10 protein-coding genes are annotated in these 24,071 nt (G+C 75.1%); 3 read left to right on the plus strand and 7 right to left on the minus strand.

The window, feature by feature from the left end; genetic code table 11:
* Positions 1–67: 67 nt before the first annotated feature.
* The 3 genes from ACFVX9_RS00485 to ACFVX9_RS00495 all read right to left on the minus strand — a co-directional run bounded on the left by ACFVX9_RS00485 (position 68) and on the right by ACFVX9_RS00495 (position 16,353).
* On the minus strand, positions 68–1,537 hold the full coding sequence (locus ACFVX9_RS00485; RefSeq protein ID WP_387979602.1) for a condensation domain-containing protein: 1,470 nt from the start codon (positions 1,535–1,537) through the stop codon (positions 68–70).
* Positions 1,534–14,925: a MupA/Atu3671 family FMN-dependent luciferase-like monooxygenase gene (locus ACFVX9_RS00490; protein WP_387979604.1), complete on the minus strand. Its 13,392-nt coding sequence runs from the start codon at positions 14,923–14,925 to the stop codon at positions 1,534–1,536. The genes ACFVX9_RS00485 and ACFVX9_RS00490 overlap by 4 nt, the downstream gene beginning before the upstream one ends.
* 159 nt (positions 14,926–15,084) lie before the next feature.
* Positions 15,085–16,353 carry an MFS transporter gene (locus ACFVX9_RS00495; protein ID WP_380375756.1) on the minus strand — a complete coding sequence of 423 codons (1,269 nt, stop codon included), beginning with the start codon at positions 16,351–16,353 and terminating at the stop codon, positions 15,085–15,087.
* A gap of 474 nt (positions 16,354–16,827) precedes the next feature.
* Here ACFVX9_RS00495 and ACFVX9_RS00500 point away from each other — a divergent pair, with 474 nt between their 5' ends.
* The gene (locus tag ACFVX9_RS00500) at positions 16,828–17,718 is read left to right on the plus strand and encodes a universal stress protein (protein WP_387979607.1); all 891 of its coding nucleotides are present in this window, start codon (positions 16,828–16,830) and stop codon (positions 17,716–17,718) included.
* A gap of 84 nt (positions 17,719–17,802) precedes the next feature.
* Here the strand turns inward: ACFVX9_RS00500 and ACFVX9_RS00505 are convergent, their stop codons facing one another.
* On the minus strand, positions 17,803–18,456 hold the full coding sequence (locus tag ACFVX9_RS00505) for a GAP family protein (protein WP_387979609.1): 654 nt from the start codon (positions 18,454–18,456) through the stop codon (positions 17,803–17,805).
* 169 nt (positions 18,457–18,625) lie between these two features.
* Positions 18,626–19,195, minus strand: coding sequence for a TetR/AcrR family transcriptional regulator (locus ACFVX9_RS00510; protein WP_063351909.1), 570 nt, complete (start codon positions 19,193–19,195; stop codon positions 18,626–18,628).
* Between the two features lie 71 nt (positions 19,196–19,266).
* Here ACFVX9_RS00510 and ACFVX9_RS00515 point away from each other — a divergent pair, with 71 nt between their 5' ends.
* Positions 19,267–19,752, plus strand: a complete 486-nt coding sequence (locus tag ACFVX9_RS00515) for an FBP domain-containing protein (protein WP_387979611.1) — start codon at positions 19,267–19,269, stop codon at positions 19,750–19,752.
* Between the two features lie 189 nt (positions 19,753–19,941).
* On the opposite strand, the gene ACFVX9_RS00520 is transcribed toward ACFVX9_RS00515, so the two are convergent.
* Positions 19,942–21,159: a hypothetical protein gene (locus ACFVX9_RS00520; RefSeq protein ID WP_387979613.1), complete on the minus strand. Its 1,218-nt coding sequence runs from the start codon at positions 21,157–21,159 to the stop codon at positions 19,942–19,944.
* 591 nt (positions 21,160–21,750) lie between these two features.
* On the minus strand, positions 21,751–23,004 hold the full coding sequence (locus tag ACFVX9_RS00525; protein ID WP_387979615.1) for an MFS transporter: 1,254 nt from the start codon (positions 23,002–23,004) through the stop codon (positions 21,751–21,753).
* Between the two features lie 200 nt (positions 23,005–23,204).
* Here ACFVX9_RS00525 and ACFVX9_RS00530 point away from each other — a divergent pair, with 200 nt between their 5' ends.
* Entirely contained in the window at positions 23,205–24,071 is an 867-nt protein-coding gene (locus ACFVX9_RS00530) for an amidohydrolase family protein (RefSeq protein WP_387979617.1), read from the plus strand.

Consider the following 24,071-nt stretch of genomic DNA (forward strand, 5'->3'; position numbering starts at 1 on the left):
TGGGAGAATTTTCCACGGAAAATTCTGGTCCCCGACCGCCCCGCCCGGGGGCGGTCCGTCCGGTCGGTCAGCCTGGCCGGTCCGTCAGGTGCCGGGCCAGGTCGTTCACCAGGGCGTCGAGCCAGGAGCGCACGGTGTCCGGGTCGAACAGGTCGGCGTCGTACTCGGCCAGGCCCGCGTAGCCGTCCGTGTCCGGGGTGAGGACCAGCAGGAGGTCGGAGCGGGCCGAGGGGCCCGGCACGTCCTCGACCTCGGCGGTCAGGCCGGGGAGGTCGAGGACGGCGGGCGGGGTGCTCTGCACGGTGAGCAGGACCTGCGGGTACGCGTCCGGCAGCCGGACGCCGCGTTCGCGCAGCGGTTCGACCAGCAGGCCGAAGGGGACGGTGGCGTGGTCGAGGGCGGTGGCGATCGCCGTCGCGGCCGTGTCGACCGATTCCCCGAACCCGCCCGGGGAGCGGGTGGGCAGCCGGATCGGGAGGCCGAAGGTGAGCAGGCCGACGACCCGTTCGTCGGCCGGCCGGGTGCGGTTGGCGTGGGAGAGCACCACCAGGGTCTGCGCCGCCCCGCTCAGCTCGCCCAGCAGCCGCGCGTAGGCGGCGAGCAGGACGGCCGAGGCGGTGGTGGAGCGGGCGGCGGCGTAGCGGCCCACCGCCTCGGCCAGTGCCGCGGGGAGGCGGAAGGCGGCCGTGGCACCCCGCCCGGAGCGCTGCTCGGGGCGGGGCCGGGCGGTGGGCAGCTCCGCCGCCGACGCGACGCCGTCCAGGGTCTTGGCCCAGTGGTCGGCGGCCACGGCGACGGCGGCCCGGGTGACCACGGTCCGCTCCCAGCAGGCGTGGTCGGTCATCCGGCCCGGGTCCTCCGGCAGCCGCCCGTCCGGGCCGTACAACGTGCCCAGGTCGGCCAGCAGGGTGGCCAACGACCAGCCGTCGACCGCAATGTGATGGAGCGTCAGCAGCAGCACCCACGCGTCGTCGGCGGGCCGCAGCAGCCGGGCGCGCAGCAGCGGGGCCGTGGCCAGGTCGAAGGGGCGGTCGCTCTCGGCCCGGGCGGCCTCGGCGAGCGCCGCGTCCCGCGCCCCGGGCGTGAGCGTGCGCAGGTCGGTGACCGGGAGCTGCACCGGGGCGTTGGGCAGCACCTGTTGGAGCAGGCCCAGGTCGGTGTCCCGGTAGCTGGTGCGCAGGCTCTCGTGGCGCCCGGTCAGCGCCGTCAGCGCGGCGGCCAGCCGCTCGGGCTCCAGCGGCCCGCGCAGGGCGATCCGCTGGGTGATGTTCCACACCGCCGGGTCCGCCACCCGGCCGTGCGCCCGGTGCATCCGGCGCTGCGCCACCCCGGCGGGTGCGGCGGCGAGGGCCGTGCCGGAGCCGGTCAGGGTGGCCAGCAGCCGTTCCCGGTGGGCCCGGACGAGCCCGGTGGCCTCTTCGTCGAGCGCGCCGGGCGGGGCCAAGTAGCCGAGCCGGTCGCCGGTGGTGCGCAGGACGATCTCGCGCTCGTCGAGCAGCCGGACGAGCCGGTGCCAGCCATCGTCGACAGGGGTCACAGCGTGCCCTCCTCGTAGGCCGGGGCCTGGCGGTCCTCGGTCTGCGGCTGCTGGGCGGCCATCGCGCGGATGGTCGGGCGGCGGAAGAAGTCCAGGACGCCGGTCCGGATCCCGGTGGCCTCGCGGACCCGGTTCAGCAGCCGGGTGGCGGCCAGCGAGTGCCCGCCGAGGTCGAAGAAGGAGGTCTCCACGCCAGCGGGGCGGCCGAGTTCCTCCTCCCACAGCCGTTGCACGGTGCGTTCCAGTTCGGTGGCCGGGGCGACGGCGGCCCGGCCCGCGCCCAGCGGCAGCGGCTCCGGCAGAGCGGCGGCGTCGAGCTTGCCGTGCGCGGTGAAGGGCAGCGCGGCCACCGCGGCCCACAGCCCCGGCACCATGTGCTCGGGCAGCAGGTCGGCCAGGTGGTCGCGGACCCTGGGCAGTTCGGCGGCGGCGCACTGCACGTACCCGGCCAGCATGGTGCCCGTCCCGGTGCGGCGGGCCGTCACGGCCGCGCCGCGCACGCCCGGGACGGAGCGCAGCACGGTCTCGACCTCGCCCGGCTCGATCCGGTAGCCGCGTACCTTGACCTGGCGGTCGGCGCGGCCGAGGTACTCCAGGGTGCCGTCCGGCCGCCAGCGGCCGAGGTCGCCGGTGCGGTAGCGGCGGCCGTCCGGGGTGTCGGTGAAGGCGGCGGCGCTCTCCTGCTCCCGGCCGGGGTAGCCGAGCCCGACCTGGACGCCGAGCGCGTGGATCTCGCCGACCGCGCCGGGCGGGACGGGGCGCCCGGCGGCGTCCAGCAGCAGGATGCGGGTGCCCGGCACCGGGCGGCCGATCGGCGCGTGGTCCGGTCCGTCCGGGGCGACCTCGCCGGCCGTGACGGCGTGGGTCTCGGTGGGGCCGTAGTGGTTGATCAGCCGGCAGCCGGGGTTGCGGGCGAGGAAGGCCCGCAGCCCGGGGGTGAGCAGCAACTGCTCGCCGCCCGTGATCAGTTCGCGCAGGTGGGGCACCGGTTCGTCGCCGAGGGCGTCGACCAGCGCGGCCAGCGGGGTGTACGGCAGGTGCAGCCGCTCGGCCCGGGTGGCGCGGACCACGGCGGCCAGCGCCGTCACGTCGTAGCGGGTCTCCTCCTCGATCAGCAGCAGGGTGCCGCCGCCGGCCAGCGTGGTCAGCACCTCCTGGACGCTGACGTCGAACCCGCAGGAGGCGTACTGCAGGGTGCGGGCGGCCGGGTGCTCGGCGACGTTCCAGGCCAGCAGCGCGGACAGGCCGAGGGTGTGCATCAGCACGCCCTTGGGGCGGCCGGTGGAGCCGGAGGTGTACAGCAGGTACGCGGGGGCCTGCGCGGAGGGGGTGGGCAGCGGCGGCAGTTCCGCGGCGGCCACAGCGTCGGCCTCGGCATCGGTGTCCGTCAGGACCGTCGGCAGGGACAGGCCCATCAGGTCCGTGTCCGAGGCGGTGAGCAGCACGGCCGGCGCACTGTCCGCGGCGATCAGCCGGCAGCGCTCCGGGCCCTGCAGCGGGTCGATCGGCACGTGGACGGCGCCGAGGCGCAGCACGGCCAGCAGCGCGGCCACCTGGTCCAGCGAGCGCGGCAGCAGCACGCCCACCCTGTTGCCCTCCCGCACCCCGGCGGCCAGCAGCCGGCCGGCCAGTTCGCCGGCCCGGGCGTGCAGCGTCCGGTAGTCGGTCCCGGTGCCGTCGGCGGCGACCACCGCGAGGGCGTCGGGACGGGCGGCCGCGACGGCGGCCACCGCCGCCAGCGGGTGTGCGGGCGCCCGCTGCGCCTCGGGCCCGCATTCCAGGGCGGGGTCGGCAGGGGCGGCCGTCAGCTCGGCGAGCGGGCGGGCCGGGTCGGCGACGGCGGCGGTGAGCAGGCGTTCGAAGGCGTCGAACAGCCGGTCCACCGTGGCCCGGTCGAACAGGGCCTCGGCGTACTCGACGTGGCAGCGGATGCCGTCCGGCAGGTTGGTGAGGAAGAGCGACAGGTCGAAGGCGGAGCGGTCCACCACGTGGTCCAGCGGGCGGGCCGTCACCCCGGGCAGGTCGAGTTCGAAGACGGCGTGGTTCTCGAACTCGACGAGGACCTGGAAGATCGGGTTGCGGCTGGTGTCCCGCTGCGGGTTCAGCTCCTGGACCAGGACCTCGAAGGGCAGCTGCTGGTGCTCGTAGGCGTCCAGCGCGCTGGAGCGGACCCGGTCCAGCGCCTCGGCGAAGTCCGGCTCCCCGGACAGGTCCAGCCGCAGCGCCAGCGTGTTGACGAAGAAGCCGACCAGGTCCTCGGTGCCCTCGGTCCGGTTGGCCACCGGGGTGCCCAGCACGACTTCGTCCTGGCCGCCGTAGCGCTGCAGCACCCCGGCGAAGGCGGTGAGCAGCACCATGAACAGGGTCGAGCGGCGGCTGCGGGCCAAGTCCCGCAGGCCGTCGGAGAGTTCGGCGGGCAGTTGACGGACGTGGGAGCGGCCCCGGCCGTCCGGCACCGCCGGGCGCGGCCGGTCGGTCGGCAGGGCCAGCACCGGCAGGTCGCCGCCGAGCACCTTGCGCCAGTACGCGAGGCTCTCGTCGTACGCCCCGGCGGCCACCGCGGCCCGCTCCCGGACGGCTTCGGCGGCCGGGGTGGTGGTGAGCACCGGCAGCCGGGCGGGGCGCTGCTCGCGGGCGGCCCGGTACAGCTCGCCCAGTTCCCGGGTGATCACCACGGTGGACAGGGTGTCGATCACGATGTGGTGCATCGACAGCACCAGGACCTGCCGGTCGGGCCCCGTCTCCAGCAGCCGGGCCCGGAACAGCGGGCCCTCGGTCAGGTCGAAGCGGCGGGTGCCCTCGGCGGCGACCAGCGCGGCCACCGCCTCGTGCTCGGGCCCGTCGGCCGCGACCCGCTCCAGCAGCGGGCCCTCGGGCACCGGGAGCACCTGCTGGAACGGTTCGCCGTCCTGCTCGCGGAAGGCGGTGCGCAGCCCGACGTGCCGTTCGACCAGCGCGCGCAGCGCGGTGTCGAGTGCGGCCGGGTCGAGCGGGCCGTCCAGCTCGATGGCCTTGACCTCGTTGTACTGCCCGGTGTCGGGCAGCATCCGGTGCAGGAACCACATCCGCTGCTGCGCGTAGGACAGCGGGGCGCCGCGCTGGACGGAGCGGCGCAGGGCGTCGATGTGCGGCATGCCGGAGGCCACCTGGTCGGGGGCGAGCCCGAAGTCCACGAAGCAGGCGATCTCGTCCGCGCCGGCCGCCCGCAGCTCGGCCAGCACCGACTGCACGCTCTCCGGGGTGCCGATCAGCGCGCGGGAGGCGCAGTACCGCTCGTAGGCGCGCTCCAGCACGAACTCCAGGTCCTCCTCGCGGGTGTTCTCGAAGTCCAGGGTCAGGCCGAGGCTGTTGGCCATCTGCCCGAACAGCGAGAGCGAGGAGCGCAGGTAGTGGCAGAACGGGCGGTACGCCTGCTCGCGGGCGGTGGCGAGGTCGGCGCCCAGGTAGGTGTGGACGAGCACGACCACCCGGCCGGCCTCCGGGTCGAGGCCGTGCTCGGCCCGGGTGCGCCGGTAGAGCGCGACGTTCTCGGCGAGCTGGGCGACGTCCTGGGTCATCAGGTTGGTGATGATGCCCAGGTCGTGCCGGGCGGCCTCGCGGAAGCTGTCCGGGTTGCCGACGATCGCGGTGAACATGGGCGGCTGCTCCTGGAGCGGGCGCGGGTGCAGGGTCACCTCGATCGGCTCCCCCTTGCCGTTGCGGCCCCGGTAGGGCTCGCCGCGCCACAGCGCCCGGACGGTGTCGATCTGCCGGTGCATCAGCTCCTTGTGGCCGCCGTAGTTCTCGGGGAAGAACAGGAAGTCGTTGGGGTGCCAGCCGCTGGCGCAGCCCAGGCCGACCCGGCCGCCGGACAGGTTGTCGACCACCGACCACTCCTCGGCCACCCGGACGGGGTGGTGCAGCGGCAGGACCGCGCAGCCCGCGTTGAGCCGGATCCGGGTGGTCTCCCGGGCCAGTGCGGCGGCCAGGACCGAGGGGTTGGGGAAGATCCCGCCGAAGGAGTGGAAGTGGCGCTCCGGCAGCCAGACGGCGTGGAAGTCGTGCCGGTCGGCGAAGCGGGCGCTCTCCAGGACGATGCGGTACTTCTCGTCCTCCGGGGAGTCCAGGGGGTAGTCGCCGAAGAAGTAGAGGCTGAAGTCGACCGGGCGCTGCGGGTCGCTGACCGGGTGGTAGGGCGTCCCGGCGGGCTCGGTGTGGCCGGCGCCGGTGATGCTGGTGGTGCCGGTGCTCGTACGGTCGTCCGCCGCGGGCGCCGGGAGTGCGGCCGCCGGGCGCGGGGCCGGGAGCCGTACCCCGGGCGAGGCCGGGAAGAAGCCGCCGCGCCGCAGGTCGCGCAGAGAGTCGCGGACCGCGTCGGCCACGAACTCCAGGTCGCCGTCGGTGTGCGCGGTGGAGAGGAAGAAGTTGCGCCACTCCCACACGTAGACCCCGCGGGTCAGCAGCTGCGGGAAGAGCAGTTCCATGTCCGCCCGCGGCTCGAACCGGAACAGCGAGCCGAAGTGGGCCAGCCGCAGCGGGAACTCCTCCTCCTCGAAGAACCCGTTGAGGGTCGCGGCCAACTCGTCGGTACGGGCGTTCAGCCGCTCCTGCAAGCCGGGGCCGGACGCCTTGAGGTGGCGCAGCACGGCGCCCGCGGCGGTCATCGCCAGCGGGTGCTGGATGTAGGTGCCGCCGAAGAAGGTGGTGTCCTTGGGCGGGTAGCTGTCGTCCCCGTAGTCCCAGTGGCCGCCGTCGATCCCGTCCAGGATGTCGGCGCGCCCGGCGATCGCGCCGATCGGGTAGCCGCCGCCGAGCACCTTGCCGTAGGTGGAGACGTCCGGGGTCACGCCCCAGAAGCCCTCGGCGCCGCGCAGGTGCGGGCGGAAGCCGGTGAGCATCTGGTCGAAGACGAGCACGATGCCGCGGCGGGCGGTCAGTTCGCGCAGCGCGCGGACGAACTCGACCGGCTGGCGCCCCGGGTGGCGGCTCTGGACGGGTTCGACCAGCACGGCGGCGATCCGGTCGCCGAGTTCCTCGATCACCTGGAGGCTCTCCGGATCGCCGTACCGCAGCACCACGAGGTCGGCGACCGCGCTGCCGGGGATGCCGATCGACACCGGGACGGTCTCCCGGTCGGCGCCGCGGCCCACGGTCCGGCCCAGGGTGTGGTCGAAGTGGCCGTGGTAGGAGCCCTCGAACATGACGATCTTGTCCCGGCCGGTGTACGCGCGGGCCAGCCGGATCGCCCCGGCGTTCGCCTCGGTGCCGGAGTTGGCGAACGCGACCCGCTCGGTGCCGGTCAGTTCGGCCAGCAGTTCGGCGGCCTCGCCGGTCTCCGGGCCGCGCGGGCCCAGCCGCAGTCCGCCGGCCAGGTGCTCGCGGACGGCGTCGGAGACGAACTCCGGGTCGTGGCCGAACAGCAGGACGCCGAAGCCCATGGTGATGTCGACGTACGTGTTGCCGTCGAGGTCCTCCAGGCGGGAGCCCCGGGCCCGGCGGGCGGCGAGCGGGTAGAGCATCTCCTTGGTCGCGGAGCGGAAGCCGACCACGGCGCGGCTGTCCGCGAGGGTGCGCCGGTGGCGGCGGGTGACCGCCTTGGAGGCGGCGGTCCGGGCGGTGAAGCGGGCGACCAGCTCGTCCACGTGGGCGCGCTGCTGCTCGGTCAGGCCTCCGGAGGCCATGCCGGACTCCCGGGAGACGGTCACCCGGGGGCCGTGTACCTGCGGGGCGGGCGGGGTGGCCGGCGCGGGGGCGGGTGCGGCGGCGACCGGGGTGACGGCGGCTGGGGTGACGGCGGGTGCGGCGGCCGGTGGCAGGGCTACGGGGGCGGCAGCCCCGGGGAGCGCGGGCGGCGCCACCCCGGTCCCGGCCAGCAGGCCGAGCTGGTCGCGCATCAGGTCGGAGAACTGACCGAGCAAGGCGAGCTGGCGCTCGATCAGGCCGGTGCCGTCGGCCACCGGGGCGAGCGCGGACGGCGACGCGGGCACGGACGGGACGGGCGGAGCGGGCGGGACGGGCGGGACGGGCGGAGCGAGGTGGACGGGCGGCGCGATCGCCTGGGGCGAGGGTGCGGGAGCCGGTATCGGTGCCGCTTCCGGGGCGGAAGCAGGGGCGGCGGCAGGGACCGGTGCCGGAGCCGCCGCCGGCTCGGGTGCGGCGGCCGGCAGCAGCGCGTCCCGGACGGCGGGCTCCAGCCGGCCGGCGATCAGCCCGGCCAGCCGGGCCGGGGTGTCCGCCGCCTCGAACAGTTCGCGCATCGAGACCCGTACCCGGAAGGTCCGCTCCAGGTCCCGGATCATGTTGATCATCGAGAGCGAGTCGGCGCCGAGGTCGAAGAAGGGCTCGTCGGCTCCGACCGACCCCTCGTCGTGGCCGAGCTGGCGGGCCGTCTGCTCCAGCACCTGGCGCAGCACGGCCTCCTCGGCCAGTTGCTCGGGGCTCGCTGCGGGCGCCGATACGGGCGTCACTGCGACGGGCGCCGGGCCGGGCGCCGACGCGGCCTCGGGTACGGCCGACGGCGGAACGGGCTGCTGGGGCGGCGGTGCCTGGTGCATGGCGGAGTCCTCGGTGGTCGGCCGGTCGGGGGCGGTGAACCAGTGGCGGCGGCGCTGGAAGACGGTGGTCGGCAGGGGCACGCGGCGGGCCGGGCCGTCCGGCCAGTCGCGGGCGGCGGCGAAGCGCGCCCAGTCGAGCGGGACGCCGTGGGACCACAACGCGGCGGCCGCGACGCCGAACTGCCGCTCCGGCGGTGCGCCGCGCCGGGCGCCGGCCACGAAGTCGCGGTGCGGCAGCTCCCGGCGGCCCATACCGGTGAGCGTCGGGTGCGGGCCGAGCTCAAGGAAGAGCTCGTGGCCCTGCCCGTCCAGGGCGGCCAGGACCAGGTCGAAGCGCGCGGTCTCCCGGGTCTGCCGGACGAAGTAGTCGGGCGTGGGCACGGTGCCGGGGGCCAGCACCTCGCCGCCCAGGTTGCTCACCAGCGGTACGGTCAGCGGCCGCAGGCGCAGCCGGGCGAGCTGCTCACGGAACGGGTCGAGCACCGGGTCGAGCAGCCGGGAGTGGAAGGCCCGGTCGGTGGCGAGCCGTTCGGTGGTCACGCCGTCGGCGGCCAGCACGGCCTCGGCTGCCGCGATCTCGCGCGGCGCTCCGGCCAGCACGCACTGGCCGGCGCCGTTGACCACGGCCAGCTCCACCCCGGGCAGCCAGTCGCCGAGTGCGGCGAGCCGCTGCGGGCCGGCCATCACCGCCGTCATGGCGCCGGGCTCGGTCGCCCGGTGCATCAGCCGTCCGCGCACCGCGGTGAGGAACATCCCGTCGGCGAGGTCGAGCGCGCCCGCCGCGTGGAAGGCCGCGTACTCGCCGGCGCTGTGCCCGGCGACCGCGGCCGGACGGAGCCCGAGCTCCTGCCAGAGCCGCAGGTAGGCCGCTTGCAGGGCGAACAGCGCGGGCTGCGCCGCCTCGGTGGTCCAGGCGTCGTCGGCGCCCTCGGGCACCACGTCGAGCAGCAGCGGCAGCAGCGGCTCGCCCCAGGCGTCGCGGTGCAGCCGGTCGCACTCGTCCAGCACGGCCCGGAAGACCGGGAAGGCGCGGTGGAGTTCGGCGGCCATGCCCCGGTACTGGGCGCCCTGGCCGGTGAAGAGCAGCACCGGCTGCACGTCGCCGCGCCGGGCCTCGCGGTGGACGGGCACGGCACCGGAGGTACGGCCCGCAACGGGCACGGCGCCGGAGGTACGGCCCGCAACCGGTACGGCGCCGGAGGCGCGGCCCGCCAAGTGGGCCTCCAGGCCCCGGCGCAGCTCGTCGGGGTCGGCGCCGGTGACGGCGAGGCGGTGGCGCAGCGCGCGGCGGCCGCCGCCGAGAGTGAGCGGCAGGTCGCCGGGGGCGGGGGCGGGCCCGGTGGCCAGCCGGTCGCGTAGCAGGCCGGCCAGGGCGGTCAGGCCCTGCTCGGTGCGGGCGGACAGCGGCAGCACGGTCGGGGCGGGGCGCGGGTCGGCGATGCCGGTTGCGGCCGCCGGCGCCTCCTCCAGCACCAGGTGGGCGTTGGTGCCGCCGACGCCCAGCGCGCTGACCCCGGCCCGGCGCGGGGTGGGGCCGGCCGGCCAGTCCCGGCGCTCGGCGGAGAGCCGGAACGGGCTTCCGTCCAGTTCCAGCGCAGGGTTGGGGCGGCTGAAGTTGACCAGCGGCGGGATCGTGCCGTGCCGCAGCACCAGCAGGGCCTTGATCAGCCCCGCCATTCCCGCGCAGGTGTCCAGGTGGCCGATGTTGGGCTTCACCGAGCCGAGCGAGCAGAAGTCGGCGGCCTCGGTGCGGGCGCGGAACGCCTGGGCCAGCGCCCGGAACTCGATCGGGTCGCCGAGCGGAGTACCGGTGCCGTGCGCCTCGATGTAGCCGACGCTCTCGGCCGGCACCCCGGCCAGGTCCAGGGCCCGGCCGACCACGGCCGCCTGCCCGTCCACGCTGGGCGCGGTGTAGCCGACCTTGAGCCCGCCGTCGTTGTTGACGGCCGAGCCGAGGATCACGCCGTGCACGGTGTCGCCGTCCGCCAGCGCCCGGTCCAGGCGCTTGAGCAGGACGGCCGCGACGCCGTTGCCGCCGACCGTGCCGCCGGCCGCCGCGTCGAAGGCCCGGCAGGCACCGTCCGGGGAGAGGATCGACCCCTCCTCGTAGCGGTATCCGGCGGCCTGCGGGGTGTGCAGGGCGGCGGCCCCGGCCAGCGCCAGGTCGCAGTCGCCCGCCAGCAGCGACTGCACCGCGAGGTGGACCGCGACCAGCGAGGTGGAGCAGGCGGTCTGCACGCCGATCGCCGGCCCGGTCAGGCCCAGCCGGTAGGCGACCCTGGTGGCGGCGAAGTCGGCCTGGTTGCCGATCGCGGTCTGCAGCGCGGCCACCGGCTCGGCCGGGTCGGCGGTGGCGGCCAGGGTGTGCTGGTAGTAGTTGCGCAGCGCGTACAGGGTCATGCCGGTGCCGGCGAAGACCCCGACCCGGCGGCGCGGGTCCGGGGCGTCGTAGCCGCCGTCCTCCAGGGCCTGCCGGCAGATCTCCAGCAGCAGGCGCTGCTGGGGGTCCATCAGCGCCGCCTCGGTGCCGCTGATGCCGAAAGCCTCGGCGTCGAAGCGGTCGGTGTCGGGCAGCGCGCCGGTCACCGGGACGAAGTCGGGGTGGCGGTACTCCGCCGGGCGCAGGCCGGCCGCCGCCAGCTCGTCCTCGGTGAAGCGGGTGGTGCTGCGGACGCCGTCGACGATGTTGCGCCAGTACTGGTCGGGGGTGTCGGCGCCGGGGAAGCGCAGGGCCAGACCGACGATGGCCACCCGGCGGTCGCCGTCGTCGGGGCCGCCGTCCCGGCCGCCGGGCGCGGCGGTGGCGGCCGTGGCTGCGGTGGACGCGGTGGGCACTTCGGTCAGGTGCGCGATCAGGGCGTCCACGGTGGGGTGCCGGAACAGCTCGGTGGGTGCCGGGGGCACCGGCAGGACGGCACCGAGCGCGCCGTGCACCCGCATCAACTGGAGCGATCCGATGCCGAGTTCGGCGAGCGGGCGGCCGGGGTCGAGCGGGGTGTCGAGGACGGCCTCGAAGGCGTCCAGGACGGCCCGGCGCAGCTCGGCGGTGGCAGGGGTGGCAGGGGTGGGGGCGGCGTGGGCAGGACTGCCAGGGCCAGGCGGTACGGCTGTGGCCGGTGCGGTGGCCCGCTCGTCGGCCGGCCGTGCGGCGGGCGCTTCGCGGACCGGTCGCGGTGCGGTGGCCAGCAGGCGGCGGCGAGCGGCGGGGGCGCTCGGGTCGGGCCCGGCGTACCAGCGGCCCGGGGCGGCGGCCAGCAACAGCGAGGCCAGTCGGCGGCCGTGCGCGGCGCTCAGCACGGCGATGCCCCGGTCGGCGGCGGCCTGCTCGTGGTCGGTGGCGCGGTTCATGCCGACCCCGCTCCACAGGCCCCAGGAGATCGTCCAGGCCGGGGCCCCGGTCTCCCGGTGCAGCCGGTCGACGGCGCTCTCCAGGTAGCGGTTGGCGGCGGCGTACGCCGTGGAGCCGACGGCCTCCTGGAAGCCGACCATCGAGGAGAAGCCGACGAACTGGGCGCCGGGCCGCTTCCGGACCAGCTCGACGAGGTGGTCCGTGCCGGTCGTCTTGGCGCGCACCGCCTCGCGCCAGCCGTCGGGGCCGGTGTCGGCGAGCAGCGCGAGCCGGTAGCTGCCGGCCAGGTGGAGCACGCCGTCCAACGGCGCCTGCCAGTCCCGTTCGGCCTCGGCGACCACCGCCGCCAGCTGCTCGGGGTCCGTCACGTCGGCGCGGCGGTAGTCGACCCGGCCGCCGTAGGAGGACAGCCGGTGCAGCGCGGCGCGGCGCTCGGCCGCCTCGGCGGTCGGCGCGTCCAGGTCGGTGCGGCCGATCACGAGCAGCCGGGAGCCGTGGTCGCGGAGCAGGCCGGGCAGCAGCTCGGCGGCGATCCCGCCGAGGCCGCCGGTGACCAGGTAGCGGGCGCCGGGGGTGAGCAGTGAGCAGCCCTCGGGCCGGCCCTCGGTTGCGGTCCCGGCGTCGGGCCCGCTTACGGTCTCGGCCGGTCCCAGCCGGGGCACCCACGGGCGGCCCTCGCGCCAGGCGCACTCCGGCTCCGGCCGGGGCTCGGCCAGCAGGGCGAGCAGCGCGGCGGCCTGCTCGGCGGCCGGTGCGCCCGCCGGCAGGTCGATGTGCCGGGCGGCCGGCACCAGTTGCTCGGCCCGGGCTCCGGCGGTCAGCGCGGCCTTCAACTCCGAGCTCGGGTCCGGGAGTTCACCGGGCAGCACGGCATGCAGCCCGGCGCTGACGGTGACCAGCTCGCCGATCGGCGGCCGGCCGGCCAGGGCCCGCAGCAGGGCGAGCAGCGCTTCGTCCCGCGCCGCCGCGTCCGAGGGCCGCGGCGCGTCCTCGGGCCGCGCGCCCCACAGGTGCACCACCCGCGCGGGGCGCTCCTCGCCGAGCGCCCGCAGCCACTCCCCCGGGTCGGTGGTCGGCGGCCGGTCCACCACCACGGCCTGCGGCAGGGCGGCGCGCAGCGCCTCGGCGAGGGTGCCGGGGCCGGCGGGGCCTAGCAGCAGGGTCGGCCCCTGCGGAGCCCCGTCGACCGGGACCGTTCCGGCCGCCGGGGCCTCCGGCACCGGGCGGGGTTCCCAGGCGAGTCGGCGCACGCAGTCCGGCAGGGTCCGGGAGTTGGCCTCCGCCAGGTCCAGGGCGACGAGGTGCTCGTCGAGTTCGCCGTCGAGCAGCCGTCGGCGCAGCGCGGTGCGCTGGATCTTGCCGCTGGTGGTGCGCGGGAACTCCGACGGCGGCACCGGCAGCACCAGGGCGGGGGCGGGCTGCCTGCGGGCAGCCAGCAGTCGCCGGACCTCGGCGGCCACGGGCGGTGCGGGGGCGTCCTGGTCGTTCGGCACGTAGACGACCACCAGTTGCTCGGTGCCGGTGCGGTCGTCCGGGACCCCGAAGGCGGCGACGTGCCCGGAGCGCACCCCCGCCACCGAGGCCACCACGTCCTCCAGCTCGTGGCAGAAGTAGTGCACCCCGTTGACGATGATGATCTCCTTGCGACGGCCGGTGAGCACCACCTCCCCGTCGGCCAGGAAGGCCAGGTCTCCGGTGTCGAACCAGCCGTCGCCGACGAAGGACTCCCGGTCGGCGGCCGGGTTGTTCAGGTAACCGGGGGTCACCCGGCCGGAGTTGACCTGGAGCCGGCCGACCCAGTGCTCGGGCAGGGCCCGGCCGTCCTCGCCCGCCACCCGCATCCGGGTGCCGGGCGCGGGACGCCCCATGCTGAGGAAGCCGGTGCCGCGCTCGTGCGAGGCCGGGTCGGCGGGCTCCAGCCGGCCGCTCAGCGAGTCGGTGCGCACCAGGCGGCGGGCGCCGTCCTCGTGGTAGCGCTTGTAGGTGATCACGGTGCAGGTCTCGGCCATGCCCCAGCCGAGCAGGACGTGGTCCGCGCGAACGCCGAACGGCCCGGTGGCGGCCAGGAATTCGTCCAGCACCGCCTCGGTGCACTGCTCCCCGGCGTTGATCAGCGACTTGAGCGCGGAGAGGTCCCAGTGCCGGCCGGGACCGGCGGCCCGGACCGCCTCGGCGACCAGCCGGAAGCCGAAGTTGGGCGACCAGGAGTGCGCGCCCCGGTAGCGCTCCAGCGTGTCCAGCCAGACCAGCGGGTCGGCGAGCACCAGTTCGGTGGGCACCTGCACCTGGTCGGCGGCCAGCGCCACGTCCCGCAGGTGGAACATCAGCAGCCCGGCGACGTGGTCCAGCGGCAGCCAGTTGACGGTGACGTCCTCGGGCGAGCTGCCCTGGGAGGTGGCGCCGGCCACGTACTCCAGGATGCCGCGGTGGGTGATCTGCACCGCCTTGGACCGGCCGGTGCTGCCGGAGGACAGCTGGAGGATCGCGACGTCGCCGGGGTCCGGGGCGTGCTCGGCGCCTGGCGCGCCGATGGTGCCGGTGTCGGGCACGCCGATGGTGTCGGGCACGGCGCCGGTGTCGGTGGCGGCACCGGTATCGGCGGGCCGGTGGTCGACCGCGATGACCCGCAGGCCGGGCGCCGGGTAGAGCTCCCCGAGCCGCGCCAGGCCCGCCACCGCCGGGCCGCAGGCGAGCACCGGCGGCTCCTCCAGGGTCTGCCAGGCGTGCCAGAGCTTCTCCAGTACGGGGTTGCGCTCGTCGTAGGCCGGCGGGCGGGCCACCGTGACCGGCTGTACACCGCCCAGCAGGCAGGCCCACAGGGTGGGGAAGTAGCGCTCCGGGTCGGGGACTTGGAGGATCACCCGGTCGCCCGCCCGCAGTCCGGCGGAGGTCAGCAGGGCGAGGGTCTCCCGGGCCTGCTCCAGCAGTCGGCGGTAGGTGAGCCGGGTCGCCCCGCCGTCGGCCCGGACCAGGTGCAGGCCGCGCCCGGGGTGCCGCTCGGCGGCGCGCAGCAGCGCCTCGGGCAGCGTCCGGGGCGCGTCCGGCGCCGGGTCGGGCAGCGGGGCGCCGACCGCCTCCGCCCCGGTGCCCCCGGGGGCGGCCGTCGGGCCGTCCGGGGCGGGGCCCGCCGCCGTCCCGGCGTCGCCGAACGGCCGCCAGTGCGTGGCGAGTTCGCGCAGGTGGCGCAGGGCGGGCCCGGGCTCGGCGGGCGGCCGGGCGGCGGCGACCGCCAGTGCGGCGCGGTCGGGCTCCCCCTCCGGGGTGCGGACGATGCCGTCCAGGAGGTGCACCTCGGCACTCGGGTCGGCGTCCAGCAGGGCCGCGGCGGCCCGGCGGCGCAGCGCGGCGGTGTCGGTGTCGGCAGCGGGCACCAGGTAGGCCAGCAGCCCGCGGCGGCCGTCGGCGCGCTCGACCGGCAGCAGCGCGCAGTCGGCGACCTCGGGACGCAGCAGCAGCCGGGCCTCCAGGGCACGCAGCCGGGCGCGGTCGGGACCGGTGGAGCTCATCAGGTACGGCACCTTTCGGATCGGTGCCGGGGCGCGCGGGTACGGACCGCCCCGGGGTACGGAGGGTGAGCGGATCGGGCTGGTGCCTGCGGCGCGGTGGCGCCGGCGGATCCGGTGGCGCGGTGCTTGTGTCGGGGTGACTGCGGCGGGGTGGAGGGTTCAGCGTTTGCGGGACCGGGCGACCACGACCAGGAAGCCGAGCGCCAGCACGATCGGGACGGCGTGCGAGACGCCGACCACGGTCAGCGGGCTGAGCAGCGCCAGCAGCGATCCGCTCAGCAGCATCCCGGTGCCCATTCCGACGTTCTCGGCGGAGGCCAGCAACCCGAAGGCCTGGCCGCGCCGTTCGTCGGCGAGGGCCTGGATCCGGGTGGTGTACGAGATCTCGGTGAAGCCGTCGCCGAGCCCGGCACCGATCGCCGCCAGCAGGAACAGCGGGGTCGGCAGCCCGGTGAAGACCAGGATGAAACAGCCGGACATCAGACAGGTGCCCAGGGCGAAGGCGCGCTCGCCCGGTTCGATGCCCCGGCGCAGCAGGAGCCGGGAGACCAGTTGCTGGGCGCCGAGGTTGCCGACCGCCCAGGTGGCCCAGAACATGCCCAGCAGCGCGGCCGGGTTGCCGGGAGAGTGCTGGTTGGCGAAGACCGGCAGGCTGATGTTGTGCGCGGCCGAGCCGAAGGCGTCCAGCAGCCGGATCGCCGCCATCGCGCCGACCACCGGGGCGGCCCGCAGGACGATCAGCGCCTGCCACCGGCTCCCGCGCCGCTTCGTCCCTGCGGCGTCAGCGGGATCAGCCGAATCCGTGGCAGGCTGCTCGGCGGGCTCGGCCCGGGTGCGCAGCGGCAGCCGGAACACCACCACCGCGAACACCAGGAAGCTGGACGCGTCGATGAGCAGCGCCGCGCGGAACCCGGCCCAGGCCACCACCACGCCGGCGGAGGCGAAGCCGAGCACCATGGCGGCCGAACGGCAGCTGGCCATCAGGCTGTTGGCACGAGCCCTGCGCTCGGAGCCGACCATCTCCGGGATGCTGGTCCGCAGCGCGACGGCGCACACCGCGGCCGCGCCGCCGAAGACCAGCGCGAGCGAGTAGAGCACCGGGATACGTGCCGGGACCGGCGCGAAGGCCACCACGACCAGGGCCAGCGCCTGGGCCAGCGCGCAGCCCGTCATCAGCCGCCGCCGGTCGGTCCGGGCCACCAGGCGCCCGGAGACCAGCCCGCCGACGAGGCCGCCGGCCAGTCGGATGATCAGGTACCCGGCCGTGCCGAGCGCGTTCCCGGCCGCCTCGTAGGCGAACAGGCTGAGCGCCACCAGGTCGAGCTGGCTCCCGTACGTGGACAGGGCGTCGCCCAGTGCCAGCCGGTAGAACACCCGGGGCAGCTTGTCGGTGGTCTGGTGCGGTACTTGCTGTGCAGTGTCCGGCACCGGTCCCCCAGGCACGCCGTGTCGGTCGGTTCAGTGTGACATTGCACTGCAATCTAAGGGCGACCCCGCAGCAGATCAAGACCTTGATCGCCTGCTTGTCCGAAAGATCGCAAGTTCGGCCGACCCGGAACCATCTTTCCAGCCAGACTGGCGAGTTGGCGCCGGTACGCCCTACCGCCCGACGGCCGGGCGGGGGGTGCCGGGCGGGAGACCCGCCGGTGGACGACGGAGGACAGGGAGGCGAGCCGGGCCCGGACCGCCCGAGGCGCGACCCTGCGCCGGGAGGCACCGGCCGCGGCTCCCGCCGATACTGGCTGGGGCGCCCGGGCCACGTACGGCCTGCGGGACGCAGCATGGACCACGGTCGCGGCGTCCGGCTCGACCGCCCCTTCCGGCAGGCGGTCGAAACGGTCGCCGCCGCCCTCGACCCACTGCGGGCCTGACCGGCCCGGACCCGACCGCTGGGAGGTCACCGTGAACGGTCCCGTCACCGTGAACGGTCCCGTCGCCGTGGACGGTCCCGTCGTCGCGGGCTTCGACGGTTCGCCGGAGAGCCTCGCCGCCACCGCGTGGGCCGCCCGGGAGGCGCTGCGCCGCGGGCTCGCCCTCGAACTCCTCCAGGCCTGGCCCTGGCCCAAGCGGGACTCGGTCGGCACCAACGAGGTGTACAACCGCAGCCGGGACGCCCTGGCCGCCCGCGAGGCGGAGCTGCGCGCCGCGCACGCCGGCCTCCAGGTCTCCTCCCGCCAGGTCCCCGACGACCCGGCCAAGGCACTGGAGACCGCCGGCCGGACCTCCGCCGTACTCGTGCTCGGCTCCCGGGGGCTGGGGCCCGTGCGCGGCTTCCTGGTCGGCTCGGTGAGCCAGGAGGTGCTGCGCCGGGCCACCTGCCCGGTGGTGCTGGTCCGGGCCGGTGAGGGCGAGCAGGGCGCCGCCACCGACCCCGTCCTGGTGGGCGTCGACCTCGTACATCCGCCGGACGACGTCCTGGCGTTCGCCTTCGAGGCGGCCGCCCACCGCTCGGCCCCCCTGCGGATCGTCCACGTCTGGGCGCCACCGGCCGGCAGCGAGTACATGGCGTTCGACGCCATCGGAGGGCTGGAGAAGGAGCTGTCCGCCTCCGAGCGGAAGCAGTTCGCCGACGTCCTGGCCCTCTGGCTGGCCCGCTACCCCCAGGTGACCGTGACGTCCGAACTCGTCCGGGGCAACGCCGCCATCGTCCTGGTGGAAGCGTCGGAGACGGCACGGCTGGTCGTCCTCGGCCGCCACGTCCGGCGGATGCCTCTCGGCGCGCACCTCGGCCCGGTGGCACACGCCGCGATCCACCACGTCCGCTGCCCGGTCGCCGTCGTCCCGGACGCCTGACCAGCCGCAGCAGCCGCAGCAGCCGCCCCAGGGCCTCATCCGTCCAGGTGAGCGGGACCGCCGTCGAGGCGGCCCTCACGCCGGTCACAGCCCGCCGGCACCGTCGATGACGAGGAGCACCCCGATCACGGCAAGGACCACAGCGGTGACGGTGCTGTTATGGGTCTCCAGCCAGGTCCTGGCCCTGCCCAGCGGAGTGAGGACACGCTCCCCCCGCGCGATGTGGAGCAGCACGGGAAGCACGACGGTGGAGACGGCGAGCGCGGTGAACACCGCCACGGCGATGACCGTACGGGGCGGACCCAGTTCGGCGGAGCCGATGGTCAGCCCTGCCGCCGCGGACAGCAGGATGGTCTTCGGGTTGGCCCCCGACAGCAGGAGACCCAGCCGCAGGGCCTTGGCCGGCGTGGCATCCGTGAGGCTCCGCATCCAGGCCGGGGTCCCTTTCTTGCCGCCGGAGAGCCACTGCCGCCCGGCGAGCAGGACGAGGACCGCACCGAGGACGACTTTGGTCCAGGACGCCCAGGTGGGGGTCTCCTCGCGGGTCTCGATGACGGCCGCGAGTGCCGTGAACGCGGACGCCGCCACGAGGATTCCGGCCGCCCACCCGGCCAGGAAGGCTCCGGCCGTGGCCCTGGGCCGGGGAGTGAACAGCAGGAGGAGCGCCGGCACGATCGGCAACGGCGACAACGCGATGGCCAGGGCCAGCGGCGCCACCTCGCTCAGCACGACGTTCACGGACCACCTTCCTCCCGCCGCTGCACAGGGCCCGGGCGGCCTGGTCGACCTCAATTCTCCCGCCGGACGGGCTCCGCCGCCCGCAGTCCCGGGCGGGAACGGTCACCTGGCCGCACCCCGGGGCCGGCCCCGGCCGACGGATCCGCACGGAGCCGCGCGGAGCGGGCGGTCAGGCCGCCGGCCAGTTGCGCAGCAGTGCGTCGAGGGCGTCGAGGATGCGCGCCCAGGTGTCCTCGGTGCCGCGCGGGGTGTGCTGGAAGCTCCCGGCCCGTTCCAGGGCCACGTAGCCGTGGAAGGTGCTGCCGAGCAGCCGGACGGCGTCGGTCTCGTCGGGTTCCGCGAGGTCGTAGCCGCGCAGGATCGCGCGCGTCATCTGGGAGTGCCGGACGCCGGCGCTGGCGCGCGCGGTCTCGGGGTCGAGTTCGAGCTGCGCGGCGGCGTAGCGACCGGGGTGTTCGCGGGCGTAGTCGCGGTAGGCGTTGGCGAAGGCGGCCAGGGCGTCTTTGCCGGCGCGTCCGGCCAGGGCGGCGGCGACCCGGTCGGCGAGTTCCTCGAGTGCGAGCAGGGCGATCCTGGTCTTGAGGTCCTGGGAGTTCTTGACGTGCGAGTAGAGGCTCGCGTCCTTGACGCCGAAGTGTCGTGCCAGCGCCGAGACCGTGACCTTGTCGAAGCCGACCTCGTCGGCCAGTTCCGCTCCCGCCCGGGTGAGTCGTTCCGCGTTCAGTCCTACGCGCGCCATGGCCTTCCCTCCGATCGACTGAGGCCATTATACATTTGCCTAATAGTCCTAGGTAATTTACGTTGGCTCCTATGAAGCCGTTGACCGAGCAAGAGATCCGCGCCGCCTTCGTGAACTGCACCAAGGGCGAGGCGAAGCGACTGCACATCCCCCGCGACCTGGCCGAACAGCCCTGGGACGACCTGGACTTCCTCGGGTGGCGCGACCCGCAGGCGCCCGATCGCGCCTACCTCGCCGCCGAGTCGGACGGCCGCGTGGTGGCGGTCGCGCTGCGCTCCTCCGGCGCCGCCTCCTGGCAGGCCCGCCGCAGCATCTGTTCGCTGTGCGTGACCACCCACACCGGAGGCGTCTCGCTGCTGGTCGCGCCCCTGGCCGGGAAGGCCGGCAAGCAGGGCAACTCCGTCGGCGCCTACATGTGCAGCGACCTCGCCTGCTCGCTCTACGTGCGCGGCAAGCGGGAGACCGGCACCCGGCTGCACGAGTCGCTCACCGTCGAGGAGAAGATCCGACGCACCGCGGCCAACGTCGCCGCCTTCGTCGCCAAGGTCACCGCGTGAGCCGCGGCGGGGCCTCACCCCGGGACGTCGTCCTCGCCCCGTGCCGGCTCCTCGCATCACCGGACACCGGGCCCGCTGCGGCGGGCCCGGTGTCCGTCTGAGCCGCACCTCACCCACGCTCCGGGATCAGGACTTCCGGCAGCCGTTGCGAGCCGTCAGCGCCCCACTGCCCACGGGCCGGCGCCGGTACTACATGCAGGCACCGGGGTAGGGGTTGGGCTGGTGTCCGGTAGTGAGGGGGGTTGCGGTGGTGGCGGCCGTGTCGAGGGTGTGGAAGAGGGCGCGTGCGGCGGCGCCGGTCACGGACATCTGGGTGGCGGCGGTGAGTTCGCTGCCGGTCATGGGGTTGTGGCCGGCCTGGACGAGGGCGCTCACGCCGTCGGCGCCGAAGGCCTTGACGGTGCCTTCGAGGTCGAACACCGGGATGGTGGTGGCACCGAGGCCGGTGAGCATTCTGATGTCGTTGACGACGGTGGTGAGGTTGTCGTACGGCGGGATCCCGGCATTGCCGATGGTGACCTGTCCCGCGGTGCCGAAGTAGCGCTGGATGTCGGTGAAGTAGGACGCCACGTAGCCGGATCCCAGGTCGATCCCGAAGGCGCGGTAGGCCTGAAGGAAGTACTGGTCGTAGCCGGTCGGCGGGAACGCCGTGATGCCGAGCGCGGCCTGCAGGGCGATGCTGCCGTTGTCGAGGTCGTCCAGCGCGTAGGGCACGGGCGAGCCCGAGATCCGCATTCCGTTCTGGTGCGCCCAGGCGATGGTGTCGGCGTAGGTGTGGATCGCGCGGCACTGTGCGGCGGGGTCGAGGCTATTGGCGTTCAGCAGGGCGTTGAAGCCGGTCAGGTCCTTCTGGGTGAGGGCCTGGGCCACGGCCTGGTCGCCGGTGGGGGATTCCAGGTCGAGTACGGCCTGGGAGAACTGGAGGTCGTGGGCGAGCGACCAGACGTGGAAGTCCTCGACGGCGCTCTGGACGAGGGCGGCGTTCTGCTCGGTGTCGAAGGTGCCGTCCGACAGCGGCACGGTGATCCAGGCGCTGACCGGCACGCCGCGGGTGTTCGCCTGCTCGACCAGGGCCAGAGCGTCGGTGCGCTGGTTCTCGCCCGGCAGCGCGGGGCCGAAGTCCGAGCCGTACACGAGGTCGAGGTAGAGCGGGCTGTGGCCGGCGGCCAGGGTGTTCCACACGGTGTCGGTGAACGCGCTGAGGTCCCGCGGACAGGTCAGCGGGTCCACCGCCAGACACGGCTGGACCTCCTGCCCCGCCCAGAACGCCACCTGCGCGGCGAGGCCCCGGCCGGCGGGTACGGCGGCGGCCCCGGCCGGCGCTGCGCCGGCGCTTGTGAACACCGAGCAGACGAGCGCGCTCGCGGCAACAAAAGCGGACGCCCTGGCGGACAGTGGATTTCTCATGGGTCTTCCTGTTCGCGGTCGTTGTCGGCGACGTGCGCCGTCACCGTCGGGCAGCGACGTCGAGAGAGGCGGGACTGGTCCGAGCGGGGCGGGCCCCTTCGCGACGGAGTCGGGGAGCGCGTCGCGAAGGACCGCTCCGGCCCCGGTGGAGGCGACCTCGGACGGGTCGGATCCCCGCGTGGCCGAAGAGGCGTCCACCGTTTTCACGTCCGGGCCGGGAGGCCCGGCCTGCCGGTGGGCGGGGCTCAGACCTCGATGAGGCCGAACCGCCCTCCGCTGCCATCGGCCAGGCAGACCAGCAGGTAGAACGGCTGGCGGTAGTGCCCGGTAGGGCCACCACACGATTCCTATCCCGACCTGGCCGCTCCCGCCCTCGCCAGGCACCTAACGGGTGACTACTCTCCGCAACATTGGATTGAACTGCCCCACGCTTCACGGAGTTCGCCGTCGTGCCATCCTGAAGCCCACGGAAACCGTCCCGGCTGCGCGAACCGGCCCGACGGCTTCTCGCTCTGCGGGACACGGCGGCCGCCACGGGACGGTTGCCTGGTGTACGGGGAGGAGGAACACGCCCGGGCCGAAGGGGTGTGGTCAGCCGGCGATGTGCTCCGGACGGGCGGCGGGGGCCGGGTCGTGGGGCAGTTCGCGGTTGCGGGTCTCGGGGAGGCAGGTGGCGGCGATGGCCGCCAGCGCGTAGGCGAGCCCCGCGAAGAGGGCGATGCTCGCCGCGAGTCCGAGGCGTCCGGAGAGGTAGCCGACGAGGGCGGGGAACGCGGCGCTGACGATGCGGCCCAGGTTGTAGCAGAAGCCCTGCCCGGTACCCCGGACGCGGGTGGGGTACAACTCCGCGAACAGGGCGCCCAGTCCGCCGGGGATGCCGGCCGAGAAGAACCCGAGCGGCGCGCCCGCGATGAGGGTGCCGAGATCGCCGAGTGGCAGCAGCAGGTAGGGAACGAGGGTCACGAGGCAGCACAGGGCGAAGAGGACGACGTTGCGGCGGCGGCCGATCCGGTCGGAGAGCCACCCGGATGCGAGGTAGCCGAGGAACGAGCCGGCGATGAAGACCGCGAGGTGCCCGCTGCCGCTCATCACCGACAGGTGCCGGGTGGTGTGGAGGTAGGTGGGCAGGAAGGTGGTGAGGGCGTAGTAGCCGCCGTGGCTGCCGAGCCCGAGTAGCGCGCCGAACACGGTGACCCTCAGCAGGCCGGGGCGGAAGATCTCCGTCGGCGACGCCTTCTCCCGCCGCCGCTGGTCGGCCGTGGGGTCGGCGATCCCACGGCGGAGGGCGAGCACCAGCAGGGCGGGCAGCACGCCGAGCCAGAACATCGCCCGCCACGCCCAGGCCTGCGGCAGGACGGTGACCAGCACCGAGTAGGCGGCGAGGGTGAGGGCCCAGCCGACGGCCCACCCGCTCTGCACCGCCCCGAGGGCCCTGCCCCGGTACCGCGTGGTCACGTACTCGCTGATCAGCACCGCGCCCGCGGCCCACTCACCGCCGAAGCCGATGCCCTGCAGGCAGCGGAAGGCCAGCAGGGACTCGAAGCCGTTGGCGAAGCCGACGAGCGCGGTCGCCACCGCGTACCAGGCGATGGTGAAGCGCAGGACGGCCACCCGGTCCCACCGGTCGGAGGCCGCCCCGGCCAGCCAGCCACCGAGCGCGGTGCTGATCAGGGTGACCGAGGAGGCCAACCCGCCCTGGCCGTTGGTGAGATGCCACAGCGCGGTGAGGGTCGGCAGCACCAGGCCGTAGATCTGCGCGTCGGCCCCTTCCAGCGCCCAGCCGCCGAAGGTGGCCCAGAACGCCCGTCGGCCCGCGGGCGTTGCCGAGCGGTACCACTGGCGCATGCTCGCTCCTCACCTGAGGTCCGTGCGGTGCCGGAGGGAACCAACGACCGGCGCGGCGCAGCGGCAGCGCCTCCGCGGCGCCGACCGACCTGAACGTGAGCACGTCAGTACGTCGTCGAACATGCAGGCCAATATGACAGTCGGTCAGGTGAAGGTCCAGGGGGCCCCCGGACCAGAGGCCCCCGGCCTACCATCCGCGGGTGATCTGCGAATCGGCCACGTCGGTGGAGTTGGCCGCGTCGGTGGAGTCGGTGGACACCCACGCCCACGTATTCCACCGCGGCCTGCCCAGGGCCGACCGCCCCCGCTACGTGCCGGAATACGACGCCCTCCCGGCAACGTACCTGGCACTGCTCGACCGGCACGGCATCGGCGGCGCGGTCCTCGTCCAGCCGAGCTTCCTGGGATCGCGCAACGACTTCCTGCTCGACTGCCTGGCCCGGCACCCCGCCAGGTTCCGCGCCGTCATCGTGCTGGACCACGACCGGCCCTGCCGGCCGGACGCGCTCGCCCCGCTCGCCCTCGACGGCGTCGCGGGCATCCGCCTCAACCTGATCGGCCGCCGGGTGCCCGACCTGGCCGGTCCGCACTGGCGGCAGGTGGCCGCACTGCTGGCCGAGCGCGGGCAGCACCTGAAGGTACACGCGGCGGGCGAACAGTGGGCGGCGATCGCACCCGCCCTCCGCAGCTGGCCGTCTTCCGTGGTGATCGACCACCTCGGCCTGCCGGGCGCATCCGAGGGCGCCGACCGCGCGGTACTGGATCTGGCCACGCGCGACCACGTGTGGATCAAGGCCTCCGCGCCCTACCGCTGCGCCCCCGACGCGCCCGGCCGCATGCTGCGGCGCGTGCTGGAGGAAGCGGGCCACCAGCGCCTGCTGTGGGGCAGCGACTGGCCCTGGACCCGCCACGAACACAACAGGACGTTCGCCGACTGCCTCGCCTGGCCGGCCGCGCACGTCGACCCGTCGGTCCTGCACGCCGCCGTCACCGTGAACCCGGCCCGGCTGCTGAACTGGCCCCCCCGGCGAGGAGGGCCTGGAGGCCGGCAGGCAGGCGGCCGGTGA

Source organism: Kitasatospora sp. NPDC058243 (genome assembly GCF_042882025.1).
Lineage (GTDB): Bacteria > Actinomycetota > Actinomycetes > Streptomycetales > Streptomycetaceae > Kitasatospora.